The 25,847-nt window shown below is 48.9% G+C and carries 21 protein-coding genes and 1 tRNA gene; 8 read left to right on the forward strand and 14 right to left on the reverse strand.

The annotated features are described in order from the left end of the window. Positions 1-92 precede the first annotated feature (92 nt). A complete protein-coding gene (locus ACYQ8U_RS05235; RefSeq protein ID WP_459944464.1) occupies positions 93-773 on the reverse strand; it encodes an adenylate kinase in 681 nt (226 codons plus the stop codon). Between the two features lie 167 nt (positions 774-940). After that, positions 941-1,102 (reverse strand): hypothetical protein, encoded by a 162-nt coding sequence (locus tag ACYQ8U_RS05240; RefSeq protein WP_459944465.1) that lies wholly within the window; start codon positions 1,100-1,102, stop codon positions 941-943. Positions 1,103-1,120: 18 nt separating this feature from the next. Here ACYQ8U_RS05240 and ACYQ8U_RS05245 point away from each other — a divergent pair, with 18 nt between their 5' ends. The 4 genes from ACYQ8U_RS05245 to ACYQ8U_RS05260 all read left to right on the forward strand — a co-directional run bounded on the left by ACYQ8U_RS05245 (position 1,121) and on the right by ACYQ8U_RS05260 (position 4,265). Next, a complete protein-coding gene (locus ACYQ8U_RS05245) occupies positions 1,121-2,425 on the forward strand; it encodes a homoserine dehydrogenase (RefSeq protein WP_459944466.1) in 1,305 nt (434 codons plus the stop codon). 19 nt (positions 2,426-2,444) lie between these two features. Beyond that, positions 2,445-3,665 carry a cofactor-independent phosphoglycerate mutase gene (locus ACYQ8U_RS05250; RefSeq protein ID WP_459944467.1) on the forward strand — a complete coding sequence of 407 codons (1,221 nt, stop codon included), beginning with the start codon at positions 2,445-2,447 and terminating at the stop codon, positions 3,663-3,665. A 23-nt stretch (positions 3,666-3,688) separates the two neighbouring features. Beyond that, positions 3,689-4,144, forward strand: a complete 456-nt coding sequence (locus ACYQ8U_RS05255; protein WP_459944468.1) for an acyl-CoA thioesterase — start codon at positions 3,689-3,691, stop codon at positions 4,142-4,144. 44 nt (positions 4,145-4,188) lie between these two features. After that, positions 4,189-4,265: transfer RNA gene (locus tag ACYQ8U_RS05260), tRNA-Met, on the forward strand. 1,233 nt (positions 4,266-5,498) lie between these two features. Here ACYQ8U_RS05260 and ACYQ8U_RS05265 read toward each other — a convergent pair. Next, positions 5,499-5,675, reverse strand: coding sequence for a hypothetical protein (locus tag ACYQ8U_RS05265; RefSeq protein ID WP_459944469.1), 177 nt, complete (start codon positions 5,673-5,675; stop codon positions 5,499-5,501). Positions 5,676-6,202: 527 nt separating this feature from the next. On the opposite strand from ACYQ8U_RS05265, the gene ACYQ8U_RS05270 reads away from it, so the two are divergent. Both ACYQ8U_RS05270 and ACYQ8U_RS05275 read left to right on the forward strand, forming a co-directional pair. After that, positions 6,203-7,804 carry an ArnT family glycosyltransferase gene (locus tag ACYQ8U_RS05270; protein WP_459944470.1) on the forward strand — a complete coding sequence of 534 codons (1,602 nt, stop codon included), beginning with the start codon at positions 6,203-6,205 and terminating at the stop codon, positions 7,802-7,804. A gap of 46 nt (positions 7,805-7,850) precedes the next feature. Next, positions 7,851-8,048 (forward strand): hypothetical protein, encoded by a 198-nt coding sequence (locus ACYQ8U_RS05275; protein ID WP_459944471.1) that lies wholly within the window; start codon positions 7,851-7,853, stop codon positions 8,046-8,048. A 71-nt stretch (positions 8,049-8,119) separates the two neighbouring features. Here ACYQ8U_RS05275 and ACYQ8U_RS05280 read toward each other — a convergent pair whose 3' ends face one another. The 8 genes from ACYQ8U_RS05280 to ACYQ8U_RS05315 all read right to left on the reverse strand — a co-directional run bounded on the left by ACYQ8U_RS05280 (position 8,120) and on the right by ACYQ8U_RS05315 (position 18,944). Continuing rightward, on the reverse strand, positions 8,120-11,341 hold the full coding sequence (locus ACYQ8U_RS05280) for a type I restriction endonuclease subunit R (RefSeq protein ID WP_459944472.1): 3,222 nt from the start codon (positions 11,339-11,341) through the stop codon (positions 8,120-8,122). Beyond that, on the reverse strand, positions 11,338-12,705 hold the full coding sequence (locus ACYQ8U_RS05285) for a restriction endonuclease subunit S (protein ID WP_459944473.1): 1,368 nt from the start codon (positions 12,703-12,705) through the stop codon (positions 11,338-11,340). Before ACYQ8U_RS05285 ends, ACYQ8U_RS05280 begins: the two co-directional genes overlap by 4 nt. Next, positions 12,695-14,263: a type I restriction-modification system subunit M gene (locus tag ACYQ8U_RS05290; RefSeq protein WP_459944474.1), complete on the reverse strand. Its 1,569-nt coding sequence runs from the start codon at positions 14,261-14,263 to the stop codon at positions 12,695-12,697. Before ACYQ8U_RS05290 ends, ACYQ8U_RS05285 begins: the two co-directional genes overlap by 11 nt. 650 nt (positions 14,264-14,913) lie before the next feature. Continuing rightward, positions 14,914-16,167 carry a hypothetical protein gene (locus ACYQ8U_RS05295; protein WP_459944475.1) on the reverse strand — a complete coding sequence of 418 codons (1,254 nt, stop codon included), beginning with the start codon at positions 16,165-16,167 and terminating at the stop codon, positions 14,914-14,916. 92 nt (positions 16,168-16,259) lie between these two features. Beyond that, positions 16,260-16,526, reverse strand: a complete 267-nt coding sequence (locus tag ACYQ8U_RS05300) for a helix-turn-helix domain-containing protein (protein ID WP_459944476.1) — start codon at positions 16,524-16,526, stop codon at positions 16,260-16,262. Positions 16,527-16,743: 217 nt separating this feature from the next. After that, positions 16,744-16,929 carry a helix-turn-helix transcriptional regulator gene (locus ACYQ8U_RS05305; protein ID WP_459944477.1) on the reverse strand — a complete coding sequence of 62 codons (186 nt, stop codon included), beginning with the start codon at positions 16,927-16,929 and terminating at the stop codon, positions 16,744-16,746. A 174-nt stretch (positions 16,930-17,103) separates the two neighbouring features. Further along, positions 17,104-17,730 (reverse strand): hypothetical protein, encoded by a 627-nt coding sequence (locus tag ACYQ8U_RS05310; RefSeq protein ID WP_459944478.1) that lies wholly within the window; start codon positions 17,728-17,730, stop codon positions 17,104-17,106. Further along, positions 17,730-18,944: a tyrosine-type recombinase/integrase gene (locus tag ACYQ8U_RS05315; protein ID WP_459944479.1), complete on the reverse strand. Its 1,215-nt coding sequence runs from the start codon at positions 18,942-18,944 to the stop codon at positions 17,730-17,732. Before ACYQ8U_RS05315 ends, ACYQ8U_RS05310 begins: the two co-directional genes overlap by 1 nt. A gap of 713 nt (positions 18,945-19,657) precedes the next feature. Here ACYQ8U_RS05315 and ACYQ8U_RS05320 point away from each other — a divergent pair. After that, positions 19,658-20,674, forward strand: a complete 1,017-nt coding sequence (locus ACYQ8U_RS05320; RefSeq protein WP_459944480.1) for a DUF1214 domain-containing protein — start codon at positions 19,658-19,660, stop codon at positions 20,672-20,674. A 117-nt stretch (positions 20,675-20,791) separates the two neighbouring features. Continuing rightward, a complete protein-coding gene (locus ACYQ8U_RS05325) occupies positions 20,792-21,628 on the forward strand; it encodes a M48 family metalloprotease (protein ID WP_459944481.1) in 837 nt (278 codons plus the stop codon). Between the two features lie 42 nt (positions 21,629-21,670). Here ACYQ8U_RS05325 and ACYQ8U_RS05330 read toward each other — a convergent pair whose 3' ends face one another. From ACYQ8U_RS05330 to proB, 3 genes are read right to left on the reverse strand one after another with little or no spacing between them, the layout of a single operon-like run. After that, complete coding sequence (locus ACYQ8U_RS05330; RefSeq protein ID WP_459944482.1) at positions 21,671-22,630, reverse strand: sulfite exporter TauE/SafE family protein; 960 nt, start codon at positions 22,628-22,630, stop codon at positions 21,671-21,673. Between the two features lie 16 nt (positions 22,631-22,646). Next, positions 22,647-24,572, reverse strand: a complete 1,926-nt coding sequence (locus ACYQ8U_RS05335) for a GNAT family N-acetyltransferase (RefSeq protein ID WP_459944483.1) — start codon at positions 24,570-24,572, stop codon at positions 22,647-22,649. Between the two features lie 46 nt (positions 24,573-24,618). Further along, the gene (gene proB / locus ACYQ8U_RS05340; protein ID WP_459944484.1) at positions 24,619-25,743 is read right to left on the reverse strand and encodes a glutamate 5-kinase; all 1,125 of its coding nucleotides are present in this window, start codon (positions 25,741-25,743) and stop codon (positions 24,619-24,621) included. Positions 25,744-25,847 lie beyond the last annotated feature (104 nt).

The raw sequence follows: 25,847 nt of genomic DNA on the forward strand, positions 1-25,847 counted from the left end.
GAAAGACAAAAAGGGCTTTCCCGCAACTCGGGAAGGCCCTTTGACGCAAAAAATATGAGAAAATCAGTTACGTTGTGACATCATGACAAGGACTACAGCTCACGCATAATGGCTTCGGTAACTTCTCCGATGGACTGGGAACCGTCAACGGAGATAACTTTCGGACCATCGATATTTTTAAAATAATTCACCGCGGCCATGGTCCCGGTGTTTTCATCATAGTAGATGCCATGACGCTTGCTGATCGCCTCTTCGTCCTGGTCATCGGCACGGGTTTTCAAATCGCCGCCGCAGACACGGCACACCAGTTTGCCGTCTTTTTCCACCGGCTTGATTGCCTCAAAGGCGATATGATTAGGATGATTATTGTCATTGACACAGAGACGACGGCCCATGATACGCTCTTTGGCGATCTGACGATCAAGCTTGATCTCGATAACGTAATCAAGAGCCATCCCTTCTTTTTTCAAGGTCTCGGCAAGGGTAATGGCCTGGTCTTTGGAACGCGGAAAACCGTCGAGAATCCAACCGTCCTTGCAGTCTTCTTTCTGCAGCCTGGCCACCATCATCGGGATGGTGATATCATCGGGCACCAGGTCTCCTCTGTCAATATACTCTTTGGCCTTTTTGCCAAGCTCGGTACCGCCGACGATATGCTCTCTGAAAATGGCCCCGGACTCGATATGCGGGATATTGAATTTTTTCTGTACGATAGCACCTTGTGTACCTTTACCACTGCCGTTCGGTCCGAAAACCAGAATGTTCTTGCCCATAGTGTTAGTCTCCTTTTAAACTTTACATTTAGTACTACGTTATCGGGAAAAACCGTGTTTGACTATGCAGTTTAACGGAGGCGGCCCCGATTTCACATCGTTTACAGCCTGGGGCGGCAAAGTTGCCTTCCGAATCGTAACAAGCTGGATACTATAGACCAAATTAGTCAAACGAGCCATAAAAATATCTCCGCATAGATTTTGACATTCATCAGCAAAGCGGTTATTTTCACGATCATTGCAGGATGAACATGCTCCTCAGGTGCTGAAATAACTGACAGCACCGGCAATCCATACTTTTTCTCCGCGGACGCGGTAATATCAACCATGAACAGTCATCAATAATTATGAGAGAAATACGTGTTGGTCTCATCGGTTTCGGGACGGTGGGCAAAGGTCTGGCAAAGGCTTTGCTTGCCCAGAAAGAACGGCTCCGCCAGAAAACCGGGACTGTTTTTGTACTGTCGACGGTTGCCGATATCGCCGTGCAGTCGTTACCGGAGGAATTCAGTGATGTCACCCTGACGAAGGACGCAGACGATATTTTTTCCGACCCGAAGATTGATATCGTCGTGGAACTGATCGGCGGCATGGAACCGGCCAAAACCTTTATGCTCAAAGCCATAGCCAGCGGCAAGCATGTGGTTACCGCCAACAAGGCCCTGCTGTCAGTCCATGGCCGGGAGATTTTTCAGGCCGCCGCCGAAAAAAATGTCGAGGTCGGCTTTGAAGCCAGTGTCGGCGGCGGCATTCCGGTCATCAAGGCGCTGAAAGAGGGACTGGTCGCCAACCGGATCAACTATATTAAAGGGATCATGAACGGCACCGCCAACTATATCCTCTCCCAGATGACCGACCACGGCACACCCTTTCAAGAGGTGCTCAAAGAGGCGCAAAAACTCGGCTATGCCGAGGCGGATCCAACCTACGATGTAGAAGGTATTGATACCGCCCATAAGCTGGCCATCCTGATGACCATCGCCTATGGCCTCAGTGTCCAGCTCGACGACATTACCGTCGAAGGTATCTCCAGCATAGAACCTATCGATATCCAGTTCGCCAAGAAATTCGGCTACCGTATCAAGCTGCTGGCCATCAGCCGGAACCACGGCGACCATGTCGAGGCCCGCGTGCATTCGACCATGGTTCCCGAAGACCATATGCTGGCAACCATCAACGGCGCCTTCAACGGAATCCAGTTCCAGGGTGACACCGTCGGTGACGTGCTGCTCTACGGCGCAGGGGCCGGCATGATGCCCACCGGCAGTGCGGTGGCCGCCGACGTGGTCGATATCGGCAGAAATATCATCAATGGCTGTATCAACCGGGTACCGGCCCTCTCCTACCTGCCGGAATATATCGGCAAACCGACCATCACCCCGATGCAGGACCTGGTGTGCCCCTACTATTTCCGGATTACCGCCCTCGACAAACCTGGGGTTCTGTCGATCATCACCGGAATCTTTGGTAAATACGGCATCTCCATCCGGTCGATGATGCAGCAGGAACGCGATGCCAACGAGCCGGTCTATATCGTCTTCCGGACGCACCGGGCAACCGAGGGTGCAATTATCAAGGCTATCGCCGAGATCGATGCCCTGGATGTCTGCACCGTGCCGACCGTCAAAATCCGACTCCTCAACCCGGAATAGGCCGCATAAAGGTACCATTATGAAATACCTGATACTTGTCGGTGATGGCATGGGCGATTATCCCCTCGCTGAACTTGGTGGCAAGACCCCGCTTGAGGCGGCCGATATCCCGATGATTGATGAGTTGTGCGGCAGGGGAGAATTCTTTCTCAACCATACCGTGCCGGACGGCTACCCGCCGGGCAGCGATGTGGCCAACATGTCGCTGCTGGGCTACGATCCGGCCGCCTATTATACCGGCCGGGCACCGCTGGAGGCCGCGGCAATGGGCATTAGGCTGGCCGCCGATGAAATCGCCTTTCGCTGTAACATGGTCACCCTCGATCATGGCGAAGGAGGCCAGGTCGCCATGCGGGATTTCTGTGCAGGCCATATCACCAACAAGGAATCCCATGCCCTCATCGCCGCCCTGGAAGAGGAATGCGCCACCGAGCAGTTTCATTTCAAGGCCGGGGTGAGTTACCGCCATCTGCTCATTTTCAAAGGGGAGCATCCCGGTTTTATCACCGTGCCGCCCCACGACTACATTGAACAGGACGTCACCGAACACTTCCGCAAATACCTGGCCGAGCCGCAATGGAAGACGCTTTTAGACAAGGCAAAAACGGTGCTGGCCAACCATCCGGTCAACCGCAAACGCATCGCCGCGGGCAAAAATCCGGCCAGCCTCGTCTGGCTCTGGGGCGAAGGGAAGATGCCCACCGTACCGACCCTGACCAGCCGTTTCAATATCACCGGGACGATGATCAGTGCCGTTGACCTCCTCAAAGGGCTCGGCGTTCTCGGTGGGCTGTCGATCGTCGATGTTCCCGGCGCCACCGGCTATATCGATACCAACTATCAGGGCAAGGCCCAGGCGGCCATCGACGCTCTGACAACGCAGGACTTCGTTTTCGTGCACCTGGAAGCCCCGGACGAGGCCGGCCACCAGGGATCGCTCGCGGACAAGATCACCGCCATCGAAGACTTTGACGCCCGCATCGTCCGACCGATTGTCGAGGATCTGCGCAATCGCCGCGAAGACTTTCGGGTCGTGGTCACCATGGACCATTTCACCCCGCTGGCGCTGAGAACCCATGTCACCGATCCGGTCCCCACCCTGCTCTACGATTCCCGTGAAACAACCAAGGGATCGGGGCAGCCGTTCTCAGAAAAAAGCTGCACGGAGTATGATGCCATTGCCAGGAACAGCATCAAGGCCGGTCATGAGATGATCGACAGGCTCTTTGCCCAAAAATAACGAAACATTCAGGGTAACGCATCATGCCGGAACATATATTTACCACGACGGTCAGGGTACTCTACGGCGATACCGATGCCGGCGGTGTCGTCTACAACGCCAATTATCTTCGCTATTTTGAGATCGGCAGGAGCGAGCTGATGCGCGCCTGGGTCTGCTCCTACAGTGATATCGAAAAGCTCGGCTTTGTGCTGCCGGTCACTGAATGCTGGGCCCGCTACAAGGCTCCCGCCTACTACGATGATATGTTGACCATCGAGACGACAATCGCCGAAATCAGTAAACTGAAATGCAAATTCAGTTACCGTGTCGTACGAAAAGAGGCAGGAACCGAGCGCCCCAAACTGCTGGTGAAGGGCTATACCGTACACGCCGCCGTGACAAAGACAGGCAAGCTGACCCGCCTGCCGGGAGAAATTATCCGAAAAATGGCACAATTCTCTTGTGATACCGAAAAGATAGACAGCATTGCCAAATAACCTGTTGACAATATTTTCTACGGGTGTATATTGGACAATCTCAACGCGGGGTGGAGCAGTCTGGTAGCTCGTCGGGCTCATAACCCGAAGGTCATAGGTTCAAATCCTATCCCCGCTACCAAAACATTTCAAGGCCTTACAGCTTAATTGCTGTAAGGCCTTTTTTTGTTGGTTCTATGCCGGTTCTATGCTGGACACAAAACAGCTGATTTAACACAGACAATTAACAGCTCTACATTTACCCAGCACATACTTCTTAATTTTTGATCCGGTCACCGCATAACACCGATCGTAGTTTCTTCTTCCCTGGCCGCGTTAGCGGGAAAATAAGGGCCGGTGACCAAACCACCAGCAACGCAACTACGAAGCCCGGGCCACTGTCGCATAATGCTTGTTATGTTTGAATTTTTGCTCTGAACGGATGTGAAAAAATTAAACATAATAACATTATGCGATAATGGCAGACGAGAGGCCCGATGCTTTTGATCGGGCCGGTTGTGGAGGATCACGGGTGGGCGGGTTCTATTACTGGCTGTTTGGGCGGCTGTATCGCCCACTTACTAGCCCAGCCAGACCAACCACACTCAACAAATCAGGCTGGCTGGGCGCTGTTTCCGTAAGTGGTTAGGAGCGGAAATTCTGGAGCGACACACACTTCCCTGCAAATGCCCTAGCATTTGCACACTTTGTCAGTTCACCTCTGTACAGTATGAGTACTCGAATTCTGTGCCTTGCTAATCTGAGTGTAAGTTAACTCTCGTGGTATCTGGGCAGGGCTATTGCAGCCTGCTGGGACGCGCGGCTTTATGCGTGTCACAGTTGGCGGAGATCGCACTACCAGCAACTGACTGCCGGCATTAATAGGACGCAGAGGAAGTAATCATGTGATCGATCGGATTGGCCTGATTTGTTGTTACAGCTTATGACCATCGAACTAGCAATGGTGATAGCGGAAGTTGAAGCCAGCGTCAAGAACGAGCCATCAATTAAGCTCGTCGAAGGTGCTGGCTTCGACTGGAGCGTGAAAATAGTTCTACAACAAGGGTGATAGAATATAGGCTGTATATAGAAAAAACTGGCTGTTTTGTATTTTTTAGTCTGCAGGAGTTGGAAAAAAGCAAAAGCCCCGTAGTGTATCGGTTGTATATAGGTTTCTTGAGGTTGGAGAATAGTATATCGGTATGGGCGACAAACAGGGCTAACCAATATTTCGATACAGACATTCCGATCGACACCATAGACAATTATTCAATTGCAACTTAAGTTCATGATATTAATGATCTTCCTTGTGGGCTTACTATCTCAATGTGTAGATGTGTTAAAGGTAATGGGAGCCCGTAGGCTCCACATTATTTTAGACCTCGTCGAGTTCCTTCAATTCTTTTAGCCTAGCGGCAGTTGCCAGGTCGACCTCTTGCTCGACATACTCACCAGCCTTGCGGATGGATCTGACCCATGGCAGGAATGCACCAGTGGTCTCAGTTACCAGTTCAGCAGCATTGTCCGATACAACTCCCAATAATTTACGCATAGCGAATCTCCTTGAAGGTTAAATTAATGCGGATAGTCCCATTTTTTTTACCGGCAGGTAGCGTATAGGGGGGGGGGGAGGTTTGGATAGTGTGCCGTGGACAGTGTGTACTGCAGTCAGGCTTTAGTGAATATTTTTGATGCGGGTATTTAAGGTATTACTTAATTATAAATTATTCAATATCATTTTCACTTCATACTGAGATATTTCTGTTCCTGGAATAAATCTTGTTTGGCTCCTTTAATAATATGGCTGTGTCCAAAATTATCTGGAATAATCAGCGATACGAAACTCTCGTTTTCATTTCAAGAAAATCTTCCTACTTAAAAGGACAAGAAGACCTTTTTATGTTGCTAGGTTTTCAGCCAACCTCTTGATTGCATGTACATGAAGGTAGAGCTTCGATCGGTAATAAATTAGTCGCGATTCGATTTGCAAATTTCAACCATGTTCTCTCGGCGAGACCGCAAATTGTGGGTTACCGAACAGCAACAAAAAAAAAATTATCAGCCAGGAACATCTCAAAAATGAAAAAATACGTTCCTTTTTTGCTCTTACTACTCCTTGGTTATTGTACGGTTTTTGCCAATAATGGCCTGTTCGATACAGACGTTATGGAAGCCCGTAATATCGTCACTGCCCGGGAAATGGTGACTGAGCAGAACTGGCTCATTCCCACAATGAACGGTGTAATCCGAATTAACAAACCACCGCTGCCGACATGGCTTACCGCACTTCCTCTCTTGTTCGGCAAAAGCGACGACAATCTTCATGCCATGAGAACCCCAGCCGGTCTCGCTGCCATTGTGATGATGGTTTTTATCTATCTGTTGGTGACAAAACTGACAGACGACCGGGCAATTCCATTTATTTGCGCCGCAGTAATGATTTCCAGTGAATTTCTCTTCACTACGAGCAAACAAGCATCTTGGGATATTTTCTGTCATACTTTTATGCTTGGTGCTCTTTGGATGTTTGTCTCGGGATGGCAGAAAAAAGACAGTCCGTTGCATCTCTTTTTCTTTGCAGGACTTTTAATGGGGCTGTCGTTCATGAGTAAAGGCCCTATCTCCTTTCACTCAATGCTGCTGCCATTTTTGCTGAGCTATATCCATATCTATGGATACAGAACCATTTTGATGCAGTGGAAAGGCACCCTGTTGGCGGTCTTCATTTGCTTTGTCATTGCAGCAGCATGGCCTTGTTATCTTTACTTTAACATTCCCGAGGTATTGGTGCATGTGGAAGCTGCGGAGGTACATACTTGGTTAGAAATTGTACGTAAACCTTTGTGGTATTATCTGTCATTTCCGGTTCATGCCGGCTTGTGGATATGTCTGTTGGTCGCCGCAATTCTTTATCCTGTCTTTCCCAATAAACATGACCCTTTCAACTCCAGTAAGACCTATAAATTTTTATTGTTTTGGCTTATCTGGACCGTGGTTCTGTTAACCCTCGTGCCGAAAAAGAGCACCCACTATCTCTTTCCTGTAATTGTCCCGATATCTATCCTTATCGGTATGTATATTAAATACTTAATCGATATTTTCCATGAAAGGCGGCAGAGTTTGCCTGACCGTGTGGTCATTGCAGTTCATGCGATTTTAATTTTCATTATAGCTATTTCCAGTTGTGCTTTTTACCTCTATGTAATCATTAAAATTGACCATATTTTTTCTATTGATAAATTTTCTATAGCAATGATATTTTGTTTTTTGGGACTGTTATCTTTGTTCTTTTTGAGAAGATTGAAAATTTCAGCCTTGATGATCGTGACTGCGATTTTGATCTGTTTTCTTAGTATTACCATGCCTCCAGTAATTGCCCAGAAAGTACATCATCGCAGTTTTATGGTCTTAACAGCGAGCCGTACGCAAACAAAGGGAAGGGAGTTATCTTTTTATAGTTCGTACCAAATGAATATCAAAGAGATATGGGCAATAGGGCGACGGGTTACAAAAATTGATCCGGTTCAGCTAACATCACTATCGAAACCCCTGGCGTTTTTCAGCAAGGAGCACCCAGAAAAAGCAATGGAAACATTATCGGCGAGTGACCATTTGAAGATAACATCCTACGAAGATAAACATTCGCACGATGTGTGGTATTTAAGTTTAGTCGAAAAATAACATGGCCAACGGTAAGACCGACCACGGGATAAGGAGCAGTAACGAAATGGGTGAAAATGGTTGGGGTGGCCAAAAGTTTGTACAGAGCGTGATTTCAAACATGCAGACTGCCATCGGCAAGCTTCGATATGGAGGCACCCCTATTGAGTTAAGCTTCCTAATCAGATCAAACGCGGGCTTGATCCGGAAAGCGCCAGAAATGGAGCATCTTGGCACTCAACAAGATCAGAGAAGATTTTCCTAAAAAGTAGCGAAAAAGGAGCAGTTTGAGATCCGAGAAAACTCCAAATCACCTACCGTGCCGAGTAATCAAAATTAATTCATCTGATATTTTTTAAAGTTCTCCGCCTGCTCGAAGATCTCCTTATACACCTCATCCCGGTCGACTGGTGGGTAGCCATGCTCGGCCAGTACCAGAATGAGCCCAACCTTCAGCTCGGCCTTGATGTCGTCTCTTTGGTTCCAGTCGGTATATTTTACCTTATCATCCACCACTGTCTTCACAGCTTTTGCCAGAACCAATAGCTTATCCTCCGGGTAGGTGAAATCGTACTTGATCGCCAACCCCTTCAGGATGTCGTAAAAAGCCTTTTCCTCCAGGTCGATGCCCATGTCGGCATATGACTCCCGCTCCTTCCTCAGGGCGTGGATCAGGTCAACGATCTCGCTTGAAAAATCTTCCAGCACGTTGCTGACCAGCACATCGTCTTCCTTGCGCTCGTTATACAAATCGACCAGCGCCTTGAACTTTTTGGCAAAGTCTATGCCCTTCGTCTTGTTCACCTGCTTAAAGTCGGCAATCGCCTTGGCCAGCAATTGTTGCAATAGTTTGATCTTGGTATTGGGCAGCTTGATCTTTTCGATCTTGGCCAGGTAATCATCATCAAAGATATCTATCGCCCCGGCCTTATCGTCTCCCATCTTAAAGATCTCTTCGACTCCGTCGCTCTGCAGTGCCTCTTTTATCATTTCTCGCACCTTGGCGTTCATCTGCGCAGCATCAGGGGCGTTGCCTTTGGTGAGCTTGAAGACGATGGTTCGGACTGCCATGTAGAAGTGAATCTGGTCTCGCTCTTGCTGGTTCAAGCCATCCGAACCACAGCAGATGTCATACGCCGCCTTGAGCCGTTTAACCAGGTGCATGAATCGTTTTTCGATCTTTTCGGTAAGCTGTGCATATTCCGCCGCCATGTTCAGGCAACCCAGTTGTTCCAGCTGGCTCCCTTGATAGTAAGGGGTGGTGTCGAATTTGAAAAACATCTTATTCAACAGATCGAGGTGATCCTTTACCACGATGATCGACTGGGTAACTTCTTCGATGTTTTGCTGGTCGGCTTTATTGTAGTGGGCCAGGGCAAGGTTCATCTGCTTCTTGATGCCGATATAATCGATCACCAGCCCCTTTTCTTTACCCTCATACTTGCGGTTTACCCGGGATATGGTCTGGATCAAGTTATGGCGCTGGATTGGCTTGTCGATATAGATGCTGTCCAAGAAAGGCACGTCGAAGCCGGTCAGCCACATATCCACCACGATGGCAATCTTGAAGTTGGACTTGGCGTTCTTGAACTGGCGGTCAAGCTCCTTTCGGTACTCCTTGGTTCCGAGCAGGTCATACATCTCTTTTGCATCGTCCTGGCCACGGGTCATGATCATCTTAATCCGTTCCATCGGTTTAATGGTCTTCTGCTCCTGCTCTGTCAGATTCGCACCTTCTTCACAGGTCAGCACCTGGTTCCATGCAGGCCGTAGGGCGATTACTTCCTTGTAGAAAGCATAGGCGATCTCTCGCTTGCTACTGACAAACATCGCCTTGCCTTTGACCGTTGAGCCCTCCTCCAGGCGTTTTTCGTAGTGCTGGACAAAATCGGCAGCCAGTGCCTTTATACGGTCCGGATCGCCGAGGATTGCGTTCATCTGGGCGCTGGCTTTCTTGCTCACCTCGATCTGGTAGTCGCTGGCGCCATCTTCTGCGCACTGGGCATAATAGGCTTCGATCTCTTCGAGCTTTTTGTTATCGAGCAACACCTTGGCCGCACGTCCTTCATAGACGATACGCACGGTGATTTCATCCTTCACAGACTCGGTCATGGTGTAACTGTCGACCACTTCGCCAAAGACATCCAGGGTGGCATCAATAGGCGTGCCGGTGAAGCCGACATAGGTCGCATTGGGTAAGGAGTCGTGCAGGTACTTGGCAAAGCCATAGGTGCGTAGGACGCCCTTTTCTGTAACGCGCACTTTCTGATCTAGATTAACCTGGCTACGGTGTGCCTCATCCGAAATACAGATGACATTATCGCGCTCGGTCAGCAGTTCGGTGTCTTCGGTGAACTTGTGGATGGTGGTCAAGAAGACCCCGCCGCTATTGCGCCCCTTGAGCAGTTCCCGCAGCTGGGCGCGGTTCTCCACACTCACCACGGCCTGATCCCCGATATAGTTCTTGGCATTGGTAAACTGTCCGGACAGTTGATCATCCAGATCGGTGCGGTCGGTAATCAGCACAATAGTCGGGCTCTCAAAATCGACGCTCTTCATTAAAAGCCGGGTAAGAAAAAGCATGGTAAAGCTCTTGCCGCAGCCGGTTGCACCGAAGTAGGTGCCGCCCTTACCATCGCCCTCCGGCTTACGGTGTTGCTTGATGCTCTGGTAAAGCTTGATTGCCGCGTAATACTGCGGATAACGGCAAACCACCTTTGCCTGTTGCTTCGACACATCGGGAAAATAGATAAAGTGACGAATCACCTGCCGCAGCCGGTGCTTGTCGAATAGCCCTTCCAGCATGGTGTACAGGCCATTGATGCCATCCTGCCCTATCTCCTCGTTGCCGGTCACCTTGCGCCAGGTGTAGAAATACTCATAGGGGGCAAAGAGTGAGCCCATCTTGCTGTTAACGCCATCACTCAGCACACAGAGGGCGTTGTACTTCATCAGCTCGGGTATATCGCGGGCATAGCGGGTGGTAAGCTGCACATAGGCATCGTGAATGGTCGCCTCTTCACGGATGGCACTCTTGAACTCAAACACCATCAGCGGCAGACCATTTATATAAAGAATGGTATCGGGAATACGTTTCTCGCGTCCTTCAATTTCCAGCTGATTGACGACCTTGTAGATGTTGTTGTCGCTGCCGTAAAAGCTCGATTCTTCCGCAACGATCATTTCCACTTCACCGGTGCGGGGGGTGCGCTGTTCCGGCAGACCGGCATAGTCGATAAGCTGAACGTAGAGGTCTTTCCGGCTGCGGTCTTCCCGTTTGAGGAGAAATCCGTCAGAGACCAGTTTGCAGATGGTTTTGTTCGAGTCGTAAAGGTCGGCGGGGTTTAGTGTCTCCAGCCGGCGGATGATTGACTTGATCTCGCCTTCGGTGATATTGTCGCTGGAGTACTGATGGGAGAGGAAAGCGTGCAGGTCGGGCTTGATCAGTACCTCGCTTGGCTGGCGAGGGATAGACTCGCCTTTGTGGTGCGGGTAACCTTGGTTCTCCAACAGGGTAATAATTGCCTGTTCCAGCTTTTCCTCGGTGAATTTGCTCATAGGGCTTCTGCCATAAGTTTTTCGGCCTCGGGGACGCGGAGTTTGCCGGAGAGGAGTTTAGGGAGGAGGGTATCACGGAGCTTTGCCAAGTCAGATGATTGTTCGATATTTAACAGAATATTGTCCATATAAGGCCCAACAGTCTTATCGAAACTTGCTGACAGCTTTGCTCCACAATTTAGCGTCTTAAGTGTTTTAAAAGTATCACGGGTAATTGTATTGAAAACAGAACCATGACCACGTTGCTGTAGGTCTGCGACCCTCAGCAAAATTGTGTAGTAAACGAAGTAGTCAGTGATGTTATTTTTGCCACGAATCCCATAACATGACTGATTCATAGCCATGGGTTTTGCAACGACAGCGCATTTGCCAACAGTTCCCCGAGCACTAATGATAGTAGTACCCTTCGGCAGCAGCTTGGCTGATGAGTTATCCAATCCCTGCAACGTAATCTTTTTTTCTGTGTTTATAACAAAGACGTCAGATGCGTTGGGCGCATCTACCACCGAAAACCAAGGAATGTTCCCTCCCCAATACTCATCAATAGATGTTTTTGGCGTGCCACCTCCAATAAGCTCGATCATATTGTCAAGAGTTTGCACTTTCCACCCCTCAGGAAGCCAACCCATCTCCTCGCTGAAAACAAAGCGACTGGGGAACTCTTTTTGAATTGCTTCGGGTAGGGGCTTGCGCTTGTCACCCATAGCTTTGCGGGTCTTGGCTCGGGCGTGCAGAGGTTCGGGGATGGGATTGCCAGCGGCCAAGGCATTGTCGATCACTGGGTCAAAATCGACAAACCAGCTCTTGAACAGTGCCTGGGCCATCGACTCCAGTGTGGCGTTCATCTGGCGGTTGAGTTCGATTTTATCGTCGAGGGAGCCAAGGATGTGGGCGATGGCTTTTTGTTCAGCAAAGGTTGGAAAGCATAACGTGACTTGACGCAATTCAGATTGTTTAATTCCTTTTACTGTTGTCCCTGTGCCTCTGCCATCTAGCTGATGCTGCACTTCATGTGAAATCAGCAAATACTTAAGGAAAGTATTATCCAACAATCCGTTTTTCCCTCGAAGAGTAATTACCCTTTGTGCGAGTGCAACTTTTCTATTATCCAGCTGAGCAACTTCACCAAGCGGAGCTTCCGTTGTCAGGACAATATCGCCGGGCTTAGGGATTCCCCGACACATCCATGAATTGTAATCGGCCTCAGCGATAAATTCTGTGACGGTTTGAATCGCCCCCTCCTTAATTATCTTGGCTGTTATTAGGGGAATGCCACTTGTTGTCTTTTGTGGAGTTTTCCCTCGATAATCAATGATTGCTTCCATGCACTCTTCTAATCGACACTCAATCCAATCACTCCTCATAGCCCAATGCCTCCAGATTCTGACGAATCACAGAATCAAGCCTTTCCGACTCTTCCATCTGTCGGTATAAGGTCTGGGTCAACTCAGTCATCTTTTCCTCGAATGGCACCCCATCATCTTCGATCTCTGCCGCTCCCACATACCGCCCCGGGGTCAGCACATAATCATTAGACTTGATATCCTCCTGCGTAGCCGCTTTGCAGTACCCCGGCACATCTTCATAGCTGCCATCTTTAGCTTCACCCCGCCAGGCATGGTAGGTGCGAGCAATCACGGCAATGTCTTCAGTCGTCAGTTCTTTATGGGTACGGTCGACCATGGAGCCCATGTTGCGGGCATCAATAAACAGGGTCTCGCCCTGACGGTCACGGTGGCTTATTTCGGTGTGTCCTTTGACCACCTGCGCCTTCTTGTTCTTGGTAAGGAACCAAAGACAGACAGGAATCTGGGTGGTGTAGAAGAGCTGCCCGGGCATGGCGATCATGCAATCGACCAGATCGTTCTCGATCATCTTCTGGCGAATCAAGCCTTCACCGGTGGTATTGGTGGACATCGACCCGTTCGCCAAGACAAAGCCTGCAACGCCGTTTTCTGATAGCTTGGAGATCATATGCAATATCCAGCCATAGTTGGCGTTACCGGTGGGAGGCACTTCATAGCCGCTCCAGCGCGGGTCATCTATCAATTCATCGTTGTTGCGCCACTCCTTGAGATTAAAAGGCGGGTTGGCCATTATGTAGTCGGCCTTCAGATCCTCGTGCTGATCCTTGAAGAAGGTATCGGCCGGCACTTCGCCCAGGTTGGCGGCGATGCCGCGAATGGCCAGGTTCATCTTCGCCAGTTTATAGGTGGTGCTGGTCTGCTCCTGTCCGTAGATGGAGATGTCCTTCTGGTTGCCGTGGTGGCTTTGCACAAACTTAACGGACTGGACGAACATACCGCCTGAACCGCAGCATGGATCGTAAATCTTGCCGCTGAAGGGCTCGATCATCTCGGCGATCAGGTTGACCACACACTTGGGGGTATAGAACTCACCGCCGCCTTTCCCTTCAGTCGCGGCGAACTTCCCCAGGAAATATTCATAGACCCGGCCAACGACATCCTCTTCCTTATCTCCGACAGTATCGATGTTGTTGATTGAGTCGATCAGCGCCGCCAGCTTGCTGACATCAATGTCCATGCGGGAAAAATAGTTGTCCGGCAGTGCTCCCTTCAATGACTTATTGTTTTTCTCGACGCTATGCAGCGCGGTGTCGATCTTGATCGAAATATCATCCTGCTTGGCCTGCTTCTGAATATAGGACCAGCGTGACTCCTCCGGCAGGTAGAAGACATTCTGCATGGTGTAGAACTCTACCATGTTGATATAAGCCTGCTTCCCCTCGTCGATCAGCTCCTGGCGCCGTGCCTCGAACTTGTCGCTGACGAATTTCAGGAAGATCAGACTGAGGACAACGTGCTTATATTCGGATGACTCTACCGTGCCCCGCAGTTTGTCGGCGGTGTCCCAGAGGGTTTGTTCAAAACTTTTCTGCTTGTTGTTCGATTTTATTGCCATTTCATTCCTTGATATGACCACCAGTGACTATGATAGCAGTAATTAATCCATCATCTTATTGAGTAAATAAAGGTATCAGCAGATCCAAACAACCTCCCGGTAACTGCACATTGTCAGTGATACTAGAGGTGGGAGAGTTTTTCAATGGATAAGGAACAAGTTTTCAGTCAGGCGGGGTTACTCTTATCGGGAAGGAAGTCTTGATCAATGTCTTCAGTGCTCAAGGTTTTAGAGGATCGTTATCATCTCCAGAAACATCCTGTATAAAATATTACTAACTTAAGTCATTACTTAAGTCGCTATATATTTAAAGTAATGTTTACCGCTTCGACCGAAAGGGATCAATTTACACTGCTCACTGTCGGCTCGAATTAAGTCCCGGCATTAAGGCTTCGCCTTAAGCCGGGGTCTTAATTCTTCACCTCCAGCTGCGCTGCGCATTGATCCCTTTCGGTCGAAGCTGGAAGGAGTGTGTACACCGATAGACAGATACTATAGTGTGCACACTCCTTCCTCCTGGGCTTGTTGGTTTCAGCTCACTATTTTATCACAATATCATACTGTTAAGCTGTTATGACTGCCATCCATCCTGCCTTGGCTTACCGGCTTTTTATCGAAAGTAGTGTATATCTCAACCGGATGAAATGACTTTATGCCGCTAATTTGAGCTTCTGGTCCTGCCGTAAAATTTGCCGTAACTCTTCCTCTGGGAGTGGGATCAGGTGCTTCTGGTTTTCTGCTGCCTCGATCCCTTGTTCGTTGAAGAGTTCCACTACTCGGGATTTTGCCGACCTGGGACATAGGCAGCCGTCATGAACGGGCAGTATGGGGATATTTTCTTTCATCCCGGCCTCCATGATATTCATCATAATCTGGGCCTCAACCATCTGCAGTCTGCCCCAGTTGGATTTGTACAGGTAATTGATTATCGGCTCGTGACACTGCTCCAACTCCTTCATCAATGCGATTAGCCGATCCCTGCTGACCTTTGGGCAATCTCGACTTTTTGCGTAGGTGTACGCCACCGCTTTCCTGCCTTTATCCCGATCTTCATAATCTTTTTTGGTGTTCATCATCAGGAGCATCAGCTGCTTGGTTATGGTCCGCGTCTCATCTTGGTAGACGTATGGGTCATGGTCCGGGAATTTCACATTTGCTTCGCGGTACAATAGCTGGACATGCATTCCTCGACCGTCGACATCTGAAGTGAGTTCTCCATTAATTGTTGTTTGTTTGCGGAGTCTTTTATTGGCTCCGGTCCACCAGGCGCCGTACAGTCGTCCGCCCTTGGTCATCTCCTTGTTGTTGAATGAAAAATATGGTTTTATTTTCGTCTGCTCTGGATAGTTCAACGGTTCTTTTTTACAAACTTCGACCTGATATCGGTTGAGCAGGTCAAAATATTCCTGGCTGATATTGTGCTTTATGTCCTGCTGCTCGATAAAATGCCACCATGCAGACAGGCGTGCTGCCAACTCCTTCTTCTCGGGAGTATCAAGATTCATATGAGTTCGGTTCTCCTTTTTTTCTGGTCTGTAGTAGATTTGATGCCGAGGCGTGTAAACTATTCCTGCAGGGAGATAAAGCTTGGCCAGTGGTTGATATTTGATCTCTGAAGACAGCATTGTATCAACACTCCTGGTGATCAATCCATGCTCGACCATATGATTGAACACCTGCAAAAGGATTGTCCTGCCTGGCTCTTTTGAGATGTTCCGGACCTTGAGGACATCCCCTTTAATCTGATTACTGAGGATCGTGTTGACGGCGATAAGCCTGCTCTCTTTCACAGCTTTTTTGTTGGTCGCCGGCATAGGGTAATACTGCAGAAGTGCCTTGGCTGTCTCTGGGTTCCCCCTCAAACCCATGCTGAAGTATTTGTTCGGTTTGTCATCAGTGCTCATTCATTCGGGTTCTCCAATTGAAATAAAGAACCGGGTAAGGTATAGTTACCTTACCCGGGTAGTAGAATATCTCTTGAATTGTCCTGGAAGACTCAGATTAGGATATTCTGCTGTTCGGGGGTTAGTTTTTCCCTCTGCAAATAATATTGTGCGGCCCTGTGCTCAACCCCACGTGCATCAATTTGTTGATAGTAGTTGGTTCCAATCGGCCAGCCCTGCTTTCGTAAATCCCTTATTCTCCCTGCAGGGTGCATTATTGAAAGTTCTTCATGGCATTGCAGAGCTGTGGCTTTCGTGTTGGCCTGTAAGTATTCGAGTAACCGTGCTGACTGTGTTTTTCCTTTTTTTACCTTTTTCATAATTGCTCCGTAGTCGTTAAATTATTTGTTTCCATCCCTCGCCTGGTGTTTCCCATGCGGAAGGGGTAAAGTGCGCAAGATTGCGCAGTACACCGCCTGATTTCAGCTTCCTGCCAGCAACAACAGTCAAGGCACTTCTGCCTTATTGCTTTCCCCCTTGTGAAGTTGTGGTCCATTTTGGGACCGTTTTTGGTTATGAAGGTATGTGATATTGCCATCATGCTACCTCCTGTTCTTTTAGCCATTCCTGAACAGCACCATCGGCATAACGGATTGCTCTTCTCGAAATCCGGATATACTTCGGTCCGGTTCCGTTGTGTCGCCATATGCCGAGGGCGTTCTCGGTGACTTTTAGTTTTGCTGCTAATTCATCTGGTGTGTACAATTGTTCATTTTTGTTCATAGTGTTCCTTTCTTTTTTGATTTTTAGTTACGAGCGCTCGTCTGTTACTGACTGTTATGACACACACACCCCAAAAAAAAGAGGGCATCTGTGCCAAAACACAGATGCCCTCTGAAGGCTCAAACCATTTCTCAGGTTTTAATATGTTATCGAAATTCTTCCCATAGACCTATCCTATGGCTTAAATCTCTCGTATAGCTCATTTCGCCTCTTTAAATTTTTTTTGTAGGTTTTGGTGTATCTCAATCTCATTCTTTCTCCAACGCCAGATCCACTCTCCTCAAAAACAAGACCTAATAGCTTGCCGAAGACCTCATACAATTCTTCTGATGTCAAGCGTCTTTTATTAGGGAACTCTGCTCTTAATTTTTCTAGCAAAGAGTCAGGATAAAAAGATTGAATAGGTAGAAATACAGAGGAATCATCAGGAGAGGATTCATGTAAAATCTGCCAAAAATGATCAGGGTTTTCCTTTGCACAATGAAGCAGGGCATAAACAGGTTCTTCTTGTTCCTGCTTAGTGAGCGATCCCGGAAGGGAACGTCCTTTGTCAGCGCCAAATTGATATTGTTCGATATCGTCTTCAATGATACGAATCATACGTTCCATTACTTCGCGTGGAATACTTTGTCCCTTCTTGCTATACTTTAGCCATAAACACTTAGCGCCAATGTCTGTTGGATTAACAGTAAATTTTTCCCATGATACACTCATATATGAAGGCTCATTTTCCAGCCTTTCAAGCTCATGCTCAAAGCGAGCTTCCGATTCTTCCGGAGATTCATAATATTCTTCCTGCACTATTTTTCACCTAAGTTAACAACCTTCTTTATCTTGCTAGCTTCAACCATCGCTGCAAACCCTCCAGCCAATGAGTCGCGTATCGGATTATTATCTCTTATCCGAGCATAGATTCTCGTTGATTGAGTAGAGCTGTGCCCCAAGGATTTTCCTATGATAATGTCACTGCTGCCAATATGGGCTTGCCAGCTGCCAGCGGTCCGCCTCAAATCGTGAAAAACAAAATCAGTTATACCTGCTTTTACAAGCAGAGCCGACCACGACCGGCGAATATCCACTACATGCCCTTTTTTCCCACTAGACGGGAAAACAAAGATCGATCTCGCTGCTTTTTTTCGACGCTTTAGAATATCAACTGCTTCGGGAATTAATGGAACCCCCATGGACTTTTTGTTTTTGCTGATAGCTGCAGGAATGATCCACAGCATGTTCGGAAGATCAACATCGTTCCACTTCATTGACAGCAGGTTCATCTTTCTTGCTCCGGTTGTCAAAGCCAGCAGGACAATATCTCTAAGTTCTTCGGCTGTGTCCTTGTGTTCGAGCGCTTCAAACAGGCAGGCCAATTCATCGCCAGACAGGTAACGCTCTCTGCTCTCTTCTGGAAAATGTTTGATGGTTGCAGCCGGGTTGGTGCTTGACTTGGCGACAAACACAGCGCTCACTATTTCCATACAGCGATTAGCAGTAGTATTGCTTATCGTTCCGTTTCCTTGAGATTTTTTTCTTTTTGGTAGTTGTAAGAACCAACTACTAAGATATTTTTCTGTCAAGGCAGATGGCCGCTTGTTCCCCAGGGTAGTTTTGATGTGATTTTCATATCGCGATCTAACATTGATCAGATCACGCTTGCCCATGGTTTGTTGATCCTTAAACCATGATTCAAACAGATCGGCGAAGGTCTGCTCCAGACGCTCAGATTGCAAATCTTCAATGACGGCTTTACCTCGCAGAGAGATTTCACCAGCCCACTCAACGGCTTTCTTCCTGGCATCAGCCAGGTTGACTTTTGGGAACCGACCGATGGTAATGGTCACCGGCCCGTGATTTTTCACCCAGGAATAATATTGAAAAGTTTTTGCACCAGCGGGAGTCACCTGAACACGGAGTCCTTCCGTTTTTGTGTCATAGACGTAGCTTCTCTTTGTTCCTGGCTCTATATTCCTGAGTCGCTCTAACGTGAAAGGGAACTTCTTTGTCTTGTTTTCACTCACTTTTTCCTCCTGTCTAGTTTTATGCTGGTTCTATGCAGGTTCTATAAATTAACAAAAAATCAACAAATTTCAGGAAATTTCTAGAACTCATAATATACTTATATCTAACTGATGTCAAAGACATAATAAGTTATTATTGGTGAAAAAAAGACGAGGAAAACTTATATACATAGGGCTCATAACCCGAAGGTCACAGGTTCAAATCCTGTCCCCGCTACCAAGTATATTCAAGGGGTTAAGATATTTTATCTTAACCCCTTTTTTTGTGCCTGCAGTTCTTTTCCCTGAATTTTCTCTAAAAATGGAGTGGTTTCCATCCCTGGGCTCCCTGTGTCATCCACCACAAAATCAGCACAACCATACAAACATTGAGTGCCGGTGAGAAGTGCGGTAGTATTGCGTGGTGAAAATTCTCCTTCGACATCAACCTTAATCTGCAGGACTGAGCAACGCGGGCCTGGGCTAACTATGGCTAACACAATAGGCAGGGAGAAAAGAAAATTCGGTGGCTTATGATGACATCATATTGTATTTCATTCATTTTTATGATTAACAGACTATACGCTGGTGCTACCTCGGCACCCTGTCGCCGCTGATTCGTATGCCGGAGGTGTGTCCGGGACCGCCGACACTTCCCGGACGAGCACATATTCACGCGCTGCTGAATTTTACCTTGGCCGCAAAATTTCAATGACCTCAATGGAAATAGAGAAATGAAGAAAACCGGATACATCACCTTATTGCTGGTTGTTTCCCTGCTCTGTCTGGCCTCGAACACCTTGCGGGCAGCTGAGACGGTAACAGTCGACAATTTCGTGCGGGCAGAAACTGATCAAACGCTGAAACGTTACGTCGCTCAGGGTGGCTTCGGCACAATCGTCCATATCCGACACCCCGTCCCGATCGACCAGCAGGATGTCATTCGAATGAACCGGGACACCCTGTATTCCTTTGGCGTTTTCGATCTGACCAACCCGGTCAGGATTACCAAACCGGACCCGGCTGGGCGCTACCAATCGATGCTGATCATCAACCAGGATCATTCCATGCAGCCCGTGGAGCACGGATCCGGCGAGTTCACCCTCACACTCGAAAAGATTGGCACGCGCTACATGATCGTTATCTTCCGCACATTCATGGACGCATCGAATCTGGACGACATCAGGAGCGCAAACGCTCTGCAAGATCAGATCAAGGCCGTGCAGGACAATGCCGGTTCGTTCGAAATTCCGGATTGGGATGAGGCATCGCTTAACAAGATGAGGGTTGTCATCAATGTGCTGGCGGCGACGAAAGCCAATGCTGCCGGCATGTTTGGCGACAAAGCGAAGCTGAACCCGATCGACCACCTGCTGGGGACGGCATTCGAATGGGGTGGCCTCCCGGAAGCAGCCGCCATGTATGTCAATGGCGTGCCGGCACAGAATGATGGCAAAACGCCTTATGTGCTGACGGCAAAAGATGTGCCCGTCGATGGTTTCTGGTCGGTGACAGTGTACAACGCCAAGGGCTTCATGGAAAAGAACAATCGAGACGCCTATTCGATCAACAGCATAACCGCCCTAAAAAACGAAGGCGGCAGCATTACCATTCACTTTGGCGGCGACCCTGAAAATCAGAACTATCTGCCCATCAGCAAAGGTTGGAACTACATGGTGCGCCTGTATCAACCCCGGAAAGAGCTCATCGATGGCACGTGGGAATTTCCTGAGGCAATGCCGGTCCAATAACGGTTTGATCATTGGCCAACACGCTTACAATTACCTGATGACAATGCAGTAATTACTTTTAAGGTGACAGTCTATCAATAGTAAACTCCAGCGTCTTTTGTCTTAAAAACTATCTCCATGAGTCGATTTGTTCTCGCTATTGTCTTTGCGATTTTTCTTGCATCCTGCGAAGATACCAATGTTCTGCTGATGACGGATGCGGCCACGGACGCTGTGACTGCCATTACCCTGACGGATGAAGATGTCAACAATCTGGCCCGGCGTGCCGCGCAGGCTGCAGACAGCCGGCAGCGTGTTGCTCCAACGGGAAACCCCTACAACACACGACTTCGAGGGCTGGTTGCAGACTTTTCACAAAGAGACGGGAAATCCTTCAATTTCAAGGTGTATCTGACCGGAGAGGTGAATGCCTTTGCTATGGCGGATGGCACGGTACGGGTTTACAGCGGGTTGATGGATCTTATGACCGATGCCGAACTTCTTTTTGTTATCGGGCATGAGATGGGCCATGTGGTCAAGGACCATTACAGGAGGAAGGTGGTGCTGGCGTATGCCACGAGCGCACTGAGAAAAGGATTGGCATCCCAGGAAAATCAGCTCGGTCAAATTGCCGGTTCGGTGATCGGCAGCTTTGCCGAACAACTCACCCATGCGCAATTCTCACAGCACGAAGAACGACAGGCAGATCAATACGGTGCGGCATTTCTTCAAGCGCAAGGTCATGGCATATCGCCTGCTGTTTCCGCACTGAACAAACTTGCCGTCCTGGCAAAGCAGCATACCTTCCTGTCAAGTCATCCCGACCCTGCGGCAAGAGCCGAGAAGCTTCTGCGGGGCGAAAAAGACGAGCCGGATTCTCTTCTCGGCAAGCTGTTTGCATATGGCCAAAAGGTTGTGCTTGGTCTGCTTCATTTGGTTCGCTCCTTGCTGAACGGGTTGATTTCTTTGCTGTAATATATAAGCAACAGAAATCGGCTTTTGCCGAAGGAGCATCAATCACTTTACGGCATCAAGTATATATTTCAGGGCGGTAAAGACCAAGATACTCGAGAGCATCCATTTAATTGCTTTTGCCGGCACATGTTTTTGACATCTGGCCCCGAGATACATACCGGCCATCCCCCCTACCCCAAAAAGAATGCCCAGCATCCAGTCCGGGGCAATGGACATGGTTGGATAAAAAGGTGCCATCGCCTGATAGAAGATGACTCCGGCGATGGAAGTTACAAAAGTGCCCATCAACGCCGCGCCGGCAATGGTGTAGACAGGCAGCCGAAAAAACGTCACAAAAAAGGGGGCGATAATCGATCCGCCGCCGATGCCGTATATCCCTCCGACAACACCGACCAGCAGGCTGAGTGAAAAGATGCCCCAGGTTGATACATCAAACTGTTCATCATAGAAGGTATAACCGAATCGATGCACATTGAAGTGGGTTAATCTGACCGCAGCCCGGGCGGCGGGATCCAGGTGTCCAGCCGCCTCTCCACCACCCCGGTGTCGTTTGACCATCTTCTGAAATTTCTTCTCACTCTCGGTCTTGGTTTCGCTGCCGGTATTTTTTCCCAACAGATCTCGAATCATCCGAAAGCCGATATACAGCAGGACTGCAGCGGCAAATAACTTGAAGTGTTGCGGATCAGGTAAATATGTGACACGGACGATGGCCCCGAGCAGTACCCCCGGCAGGGTGCCGAGCACCACTATCCAGGTAAGCGGCCAGACCATCCTGCCTTCCTGCCAATAACGATAGACCCCGCTGGGAATGGCCACTATATTGAACAACTGATTGGTGGCACTGACTGAAGGCGCGGTATAGCCAAGAAAAGACATCTGAAAAGGCAGCAGCAGAAAAGCCCCCGACACCCCGCCCATGGAGGTAAAAAAAGAGATGACGAAGGCGACAAGCGGGGGAATCCAGGCTTGCACTTCTATTTGAGCAGCATGAAAGTACATGGCAGCATCCTGAGGATTAAGACGGAGTTACACCGCGATGAGTATCGACCTCGTCACCGCCGCCCTCTTTGCAGGGGGCAAAAGGCATGGTGACAACAATCTCCCCGGTCGGAGTGGGATGCACTTCAATATGGGGATAGCGCTTCCTGAAAACAGCGAACATCGCCTGATTTTCCCCCATGACCCTCGCCACAAAACCAACGAAGTTGTTCTCTTTGGCGATCTGTTCGAGATACTCGAGCATATGACCGGCGATCCCCTGTCCCTGGTAGTCGTCGTGCACGACAAAAGCGACCTCTGCATAGCCGTCTTTGTCAAGAGTGTAGGAGCCGATGGCGATCACTTCGGAATGCCCCTCGCTCTGGACCCGGCCGATGAGGGACATATTGTCATGGTAGTCTACCTCCGCCCATTGTTCCTGGACAACCTCATGGGAAAAAAGCCGTATTTTATAAAAAAATCGACGGTATATGGTTTCTTCCTTGAGGGAATAGAAAAAGTTTCGGTAGTCAAATTCATCGGAGGGGTATAAGGGTCGAATGAATGCCGGCCGGCCGTTTTTTAAATCGATCCGCCAGTAGTATTTTTCCAGAAAGATGAGATCCTGTTCCAGAGGCGGCAGCTGATCAGCGAAAATGTAGTGGTGTTTTTTTGCCGCATTGATCAGCTGGGCGCGAAACCTGGGATGGGCGATCTGCGCCAGCTCCATGACTCGCTGATAAATACCCTTGCCCTGCAGTTCGGCATAGCCGTACTCGGTGACAACAAAATTCACATCGCCGCGGGTGGTCGCCACCCCTGCCCCTTCGGAAAGGTGCGAGACAATTCGAGAAACTTCACCGTTTTTCGCGGTCGACGGCAGGGCAACGATGCTGAAGCCGCCTTTGGACATAGCCGCCCCGCGTAAAAAGTCAACCTGATCGCCGATGCCGCTGAAAAAACGATAGCCGAGGGAATCGGAACAGACCTGTCCGGTAAGATCGACCTCCAGGGCGGAACTTATGGAAACGAGATTGTCGTTTCTGGCGATCACCAGGGAATCGCTGACAAATTCCGAGGAGCGAAAATAAAAAAACGGATTGTCGTCGACAAAACGATACAGCTCTTCCGTGCCCATACAGAGCGAGGCGACGACCCGGCGAGGCAGCAGGGACTTCCGTTCATTCGTCACGACCTGCTGCCTGAACAGCGGCAGCATGGCATCGGTGATGAGCTGGGTGTGCAGGCCAAGATCTTTCTTCCCAGCCAGATAGGGGAGAATGGCATTGGGCAGCATGCCAAACCCAATCTGCAGGGTATCCCCGTCACGAACCAGCTGGGAAATAAAATGGCCGATACGCCTGGTCACCTGATCATCCTGCAAATTGGGCTGATAGGTGACCAGCGCTTCTTCATGGGGAATAAAAAAATCAACTTTATCGATATGTACCAGACTGTCGCCCCAGGTGCGCGGCATGCGCGGATTGACCTGCGCGATGATCATTTTGGCGTTTTCGATGGCGGAACGGGTGATATCCACGGAAACCCCCAAACTGCAAAAGCCGAAATGGTCGGGCGGGCTGACCTGGATCAGGGCCACATCGAGTCCGATCTGCCGGCTGTCAAATAATTTGGGGATTTGCGACAGATAGGTCGGCAGATAATCTATTTTCCCTTCAAAAGCGGCATTACGCATCGGTTCGCTGATGAAAAACAGTTTGAGGGAAAAACGCTTGGCAAAGGTCGGGTCATCGACATATTGCGCCAGGGTATGGGAGAGCATCTGGTAAATCATGATGTTCTGAAAACTCATATCAGCCATCATGGCGTGGATCAGATGCTGGGGTTCGCCGCAGCCGGTGCCCAAGAAAACACGGCAGCCGTTTGTAACAGAGGCCAGCGCCGTCTGCGCGGTGACGGTTTTGTCCTGAGGCAGTTTCTGCTGCCATTGCGGCACTCCCATGCGACCTCCTCTTTACTACAAAAAGATTCCGACCGTGGATCGGCTATCAGAAATCCTTCAACACAAGATTGTTTCGATGAATGATTTCATCGTAGTGTTTGCCGCCAAGACAGGCTTTGATTTGCGATGTTTTTAATCCTTTTATCAAATTGATATCCGAAGAACTGTAGTTGACCAGGCCGACCCCGATGACTGTATCGTCGGCTGTCTTGAAATCAACGGCGGCGCCTTCTTTAAAATTTCCTTCAACGGCGACAATGCCTATGGGCAGCAGACTTTTTCCATTCTGTTGGACGGCACGAACAGCCCCTTCGTCAATGATGATGCTCCCTTTAGGGGCCAAGGTGTGGGCAATCCAGCATTTCCTGCTGGCCATTTTTCCTTCTTTCGGCACAAAATAGGTTCCCAGCTCTTCGCCGGCAAACAGCCTCAACAACACATTATCCGTGTTCCCCCTGGCAACTATCATTGGAATTCCGGCTGAGGTGACTTTCTGAGCGGCCAGGATTTTGCTGAACATGCCGCCCGTACCTAGTGAACCCGGCATATTACTTGCTGACTCTTCAATTTCTTTTTTAATTTTTCCAACCTTTGGAACCAGACAGGCGTCGGAAAATTGCCGTGGGTCTTTATCATACAGGCCATCAATATCGGTTAAGATGAATAAGAAATCCGCATCCATCAGCAAAGTGATCAAGGCGGCAAGATTGTCGTTATCCCCCAATTTTATTTCTTCAACCATGATGGTATCGTTCTCATTGATAATGGGCACGATTTTCCATTCCATAAGGGTGTGCAGGGTATTTCTCGCGTTCAGATATCGTTTCCGATTATTTAAATCATCTCCGGTCAATAGAATCTGGGCAATTTTTTTATCATGCACCGCAAAACTTTTCTCATAGGCGTGCATAACGCCGCTCTGGCCGATAGCGGAGATTGCCTGGCGCTTCGGTATCTCATCCGGGCGGCGATCCATGCCCATTTTCCGCATCCCGGCCGCCATGGCCCCGGAGGATACGAGGATCACCTCGATCCCTTTGTCCATGAGCGTACTGATCTGATTGGATATGGCCTCGATCACATCCAGATTCAAGCCGTTCCTGGCTGTAATGACATTGCTGCCTAATTTTACAACTATCCGTCTGGCAGTTATCAACCGTTGCTGTGGCATATGGTGTCTCTGATTGAAATTATCTTAGAAGGTATTGTTTATGAAAAGTAGCAACCGGCATTATAATCCAGGTAACGTTCCTCATTGCAATCATCTTTATCATT

This window comes from Desulfocastanea catecholica (assembly GCF_054657295.1).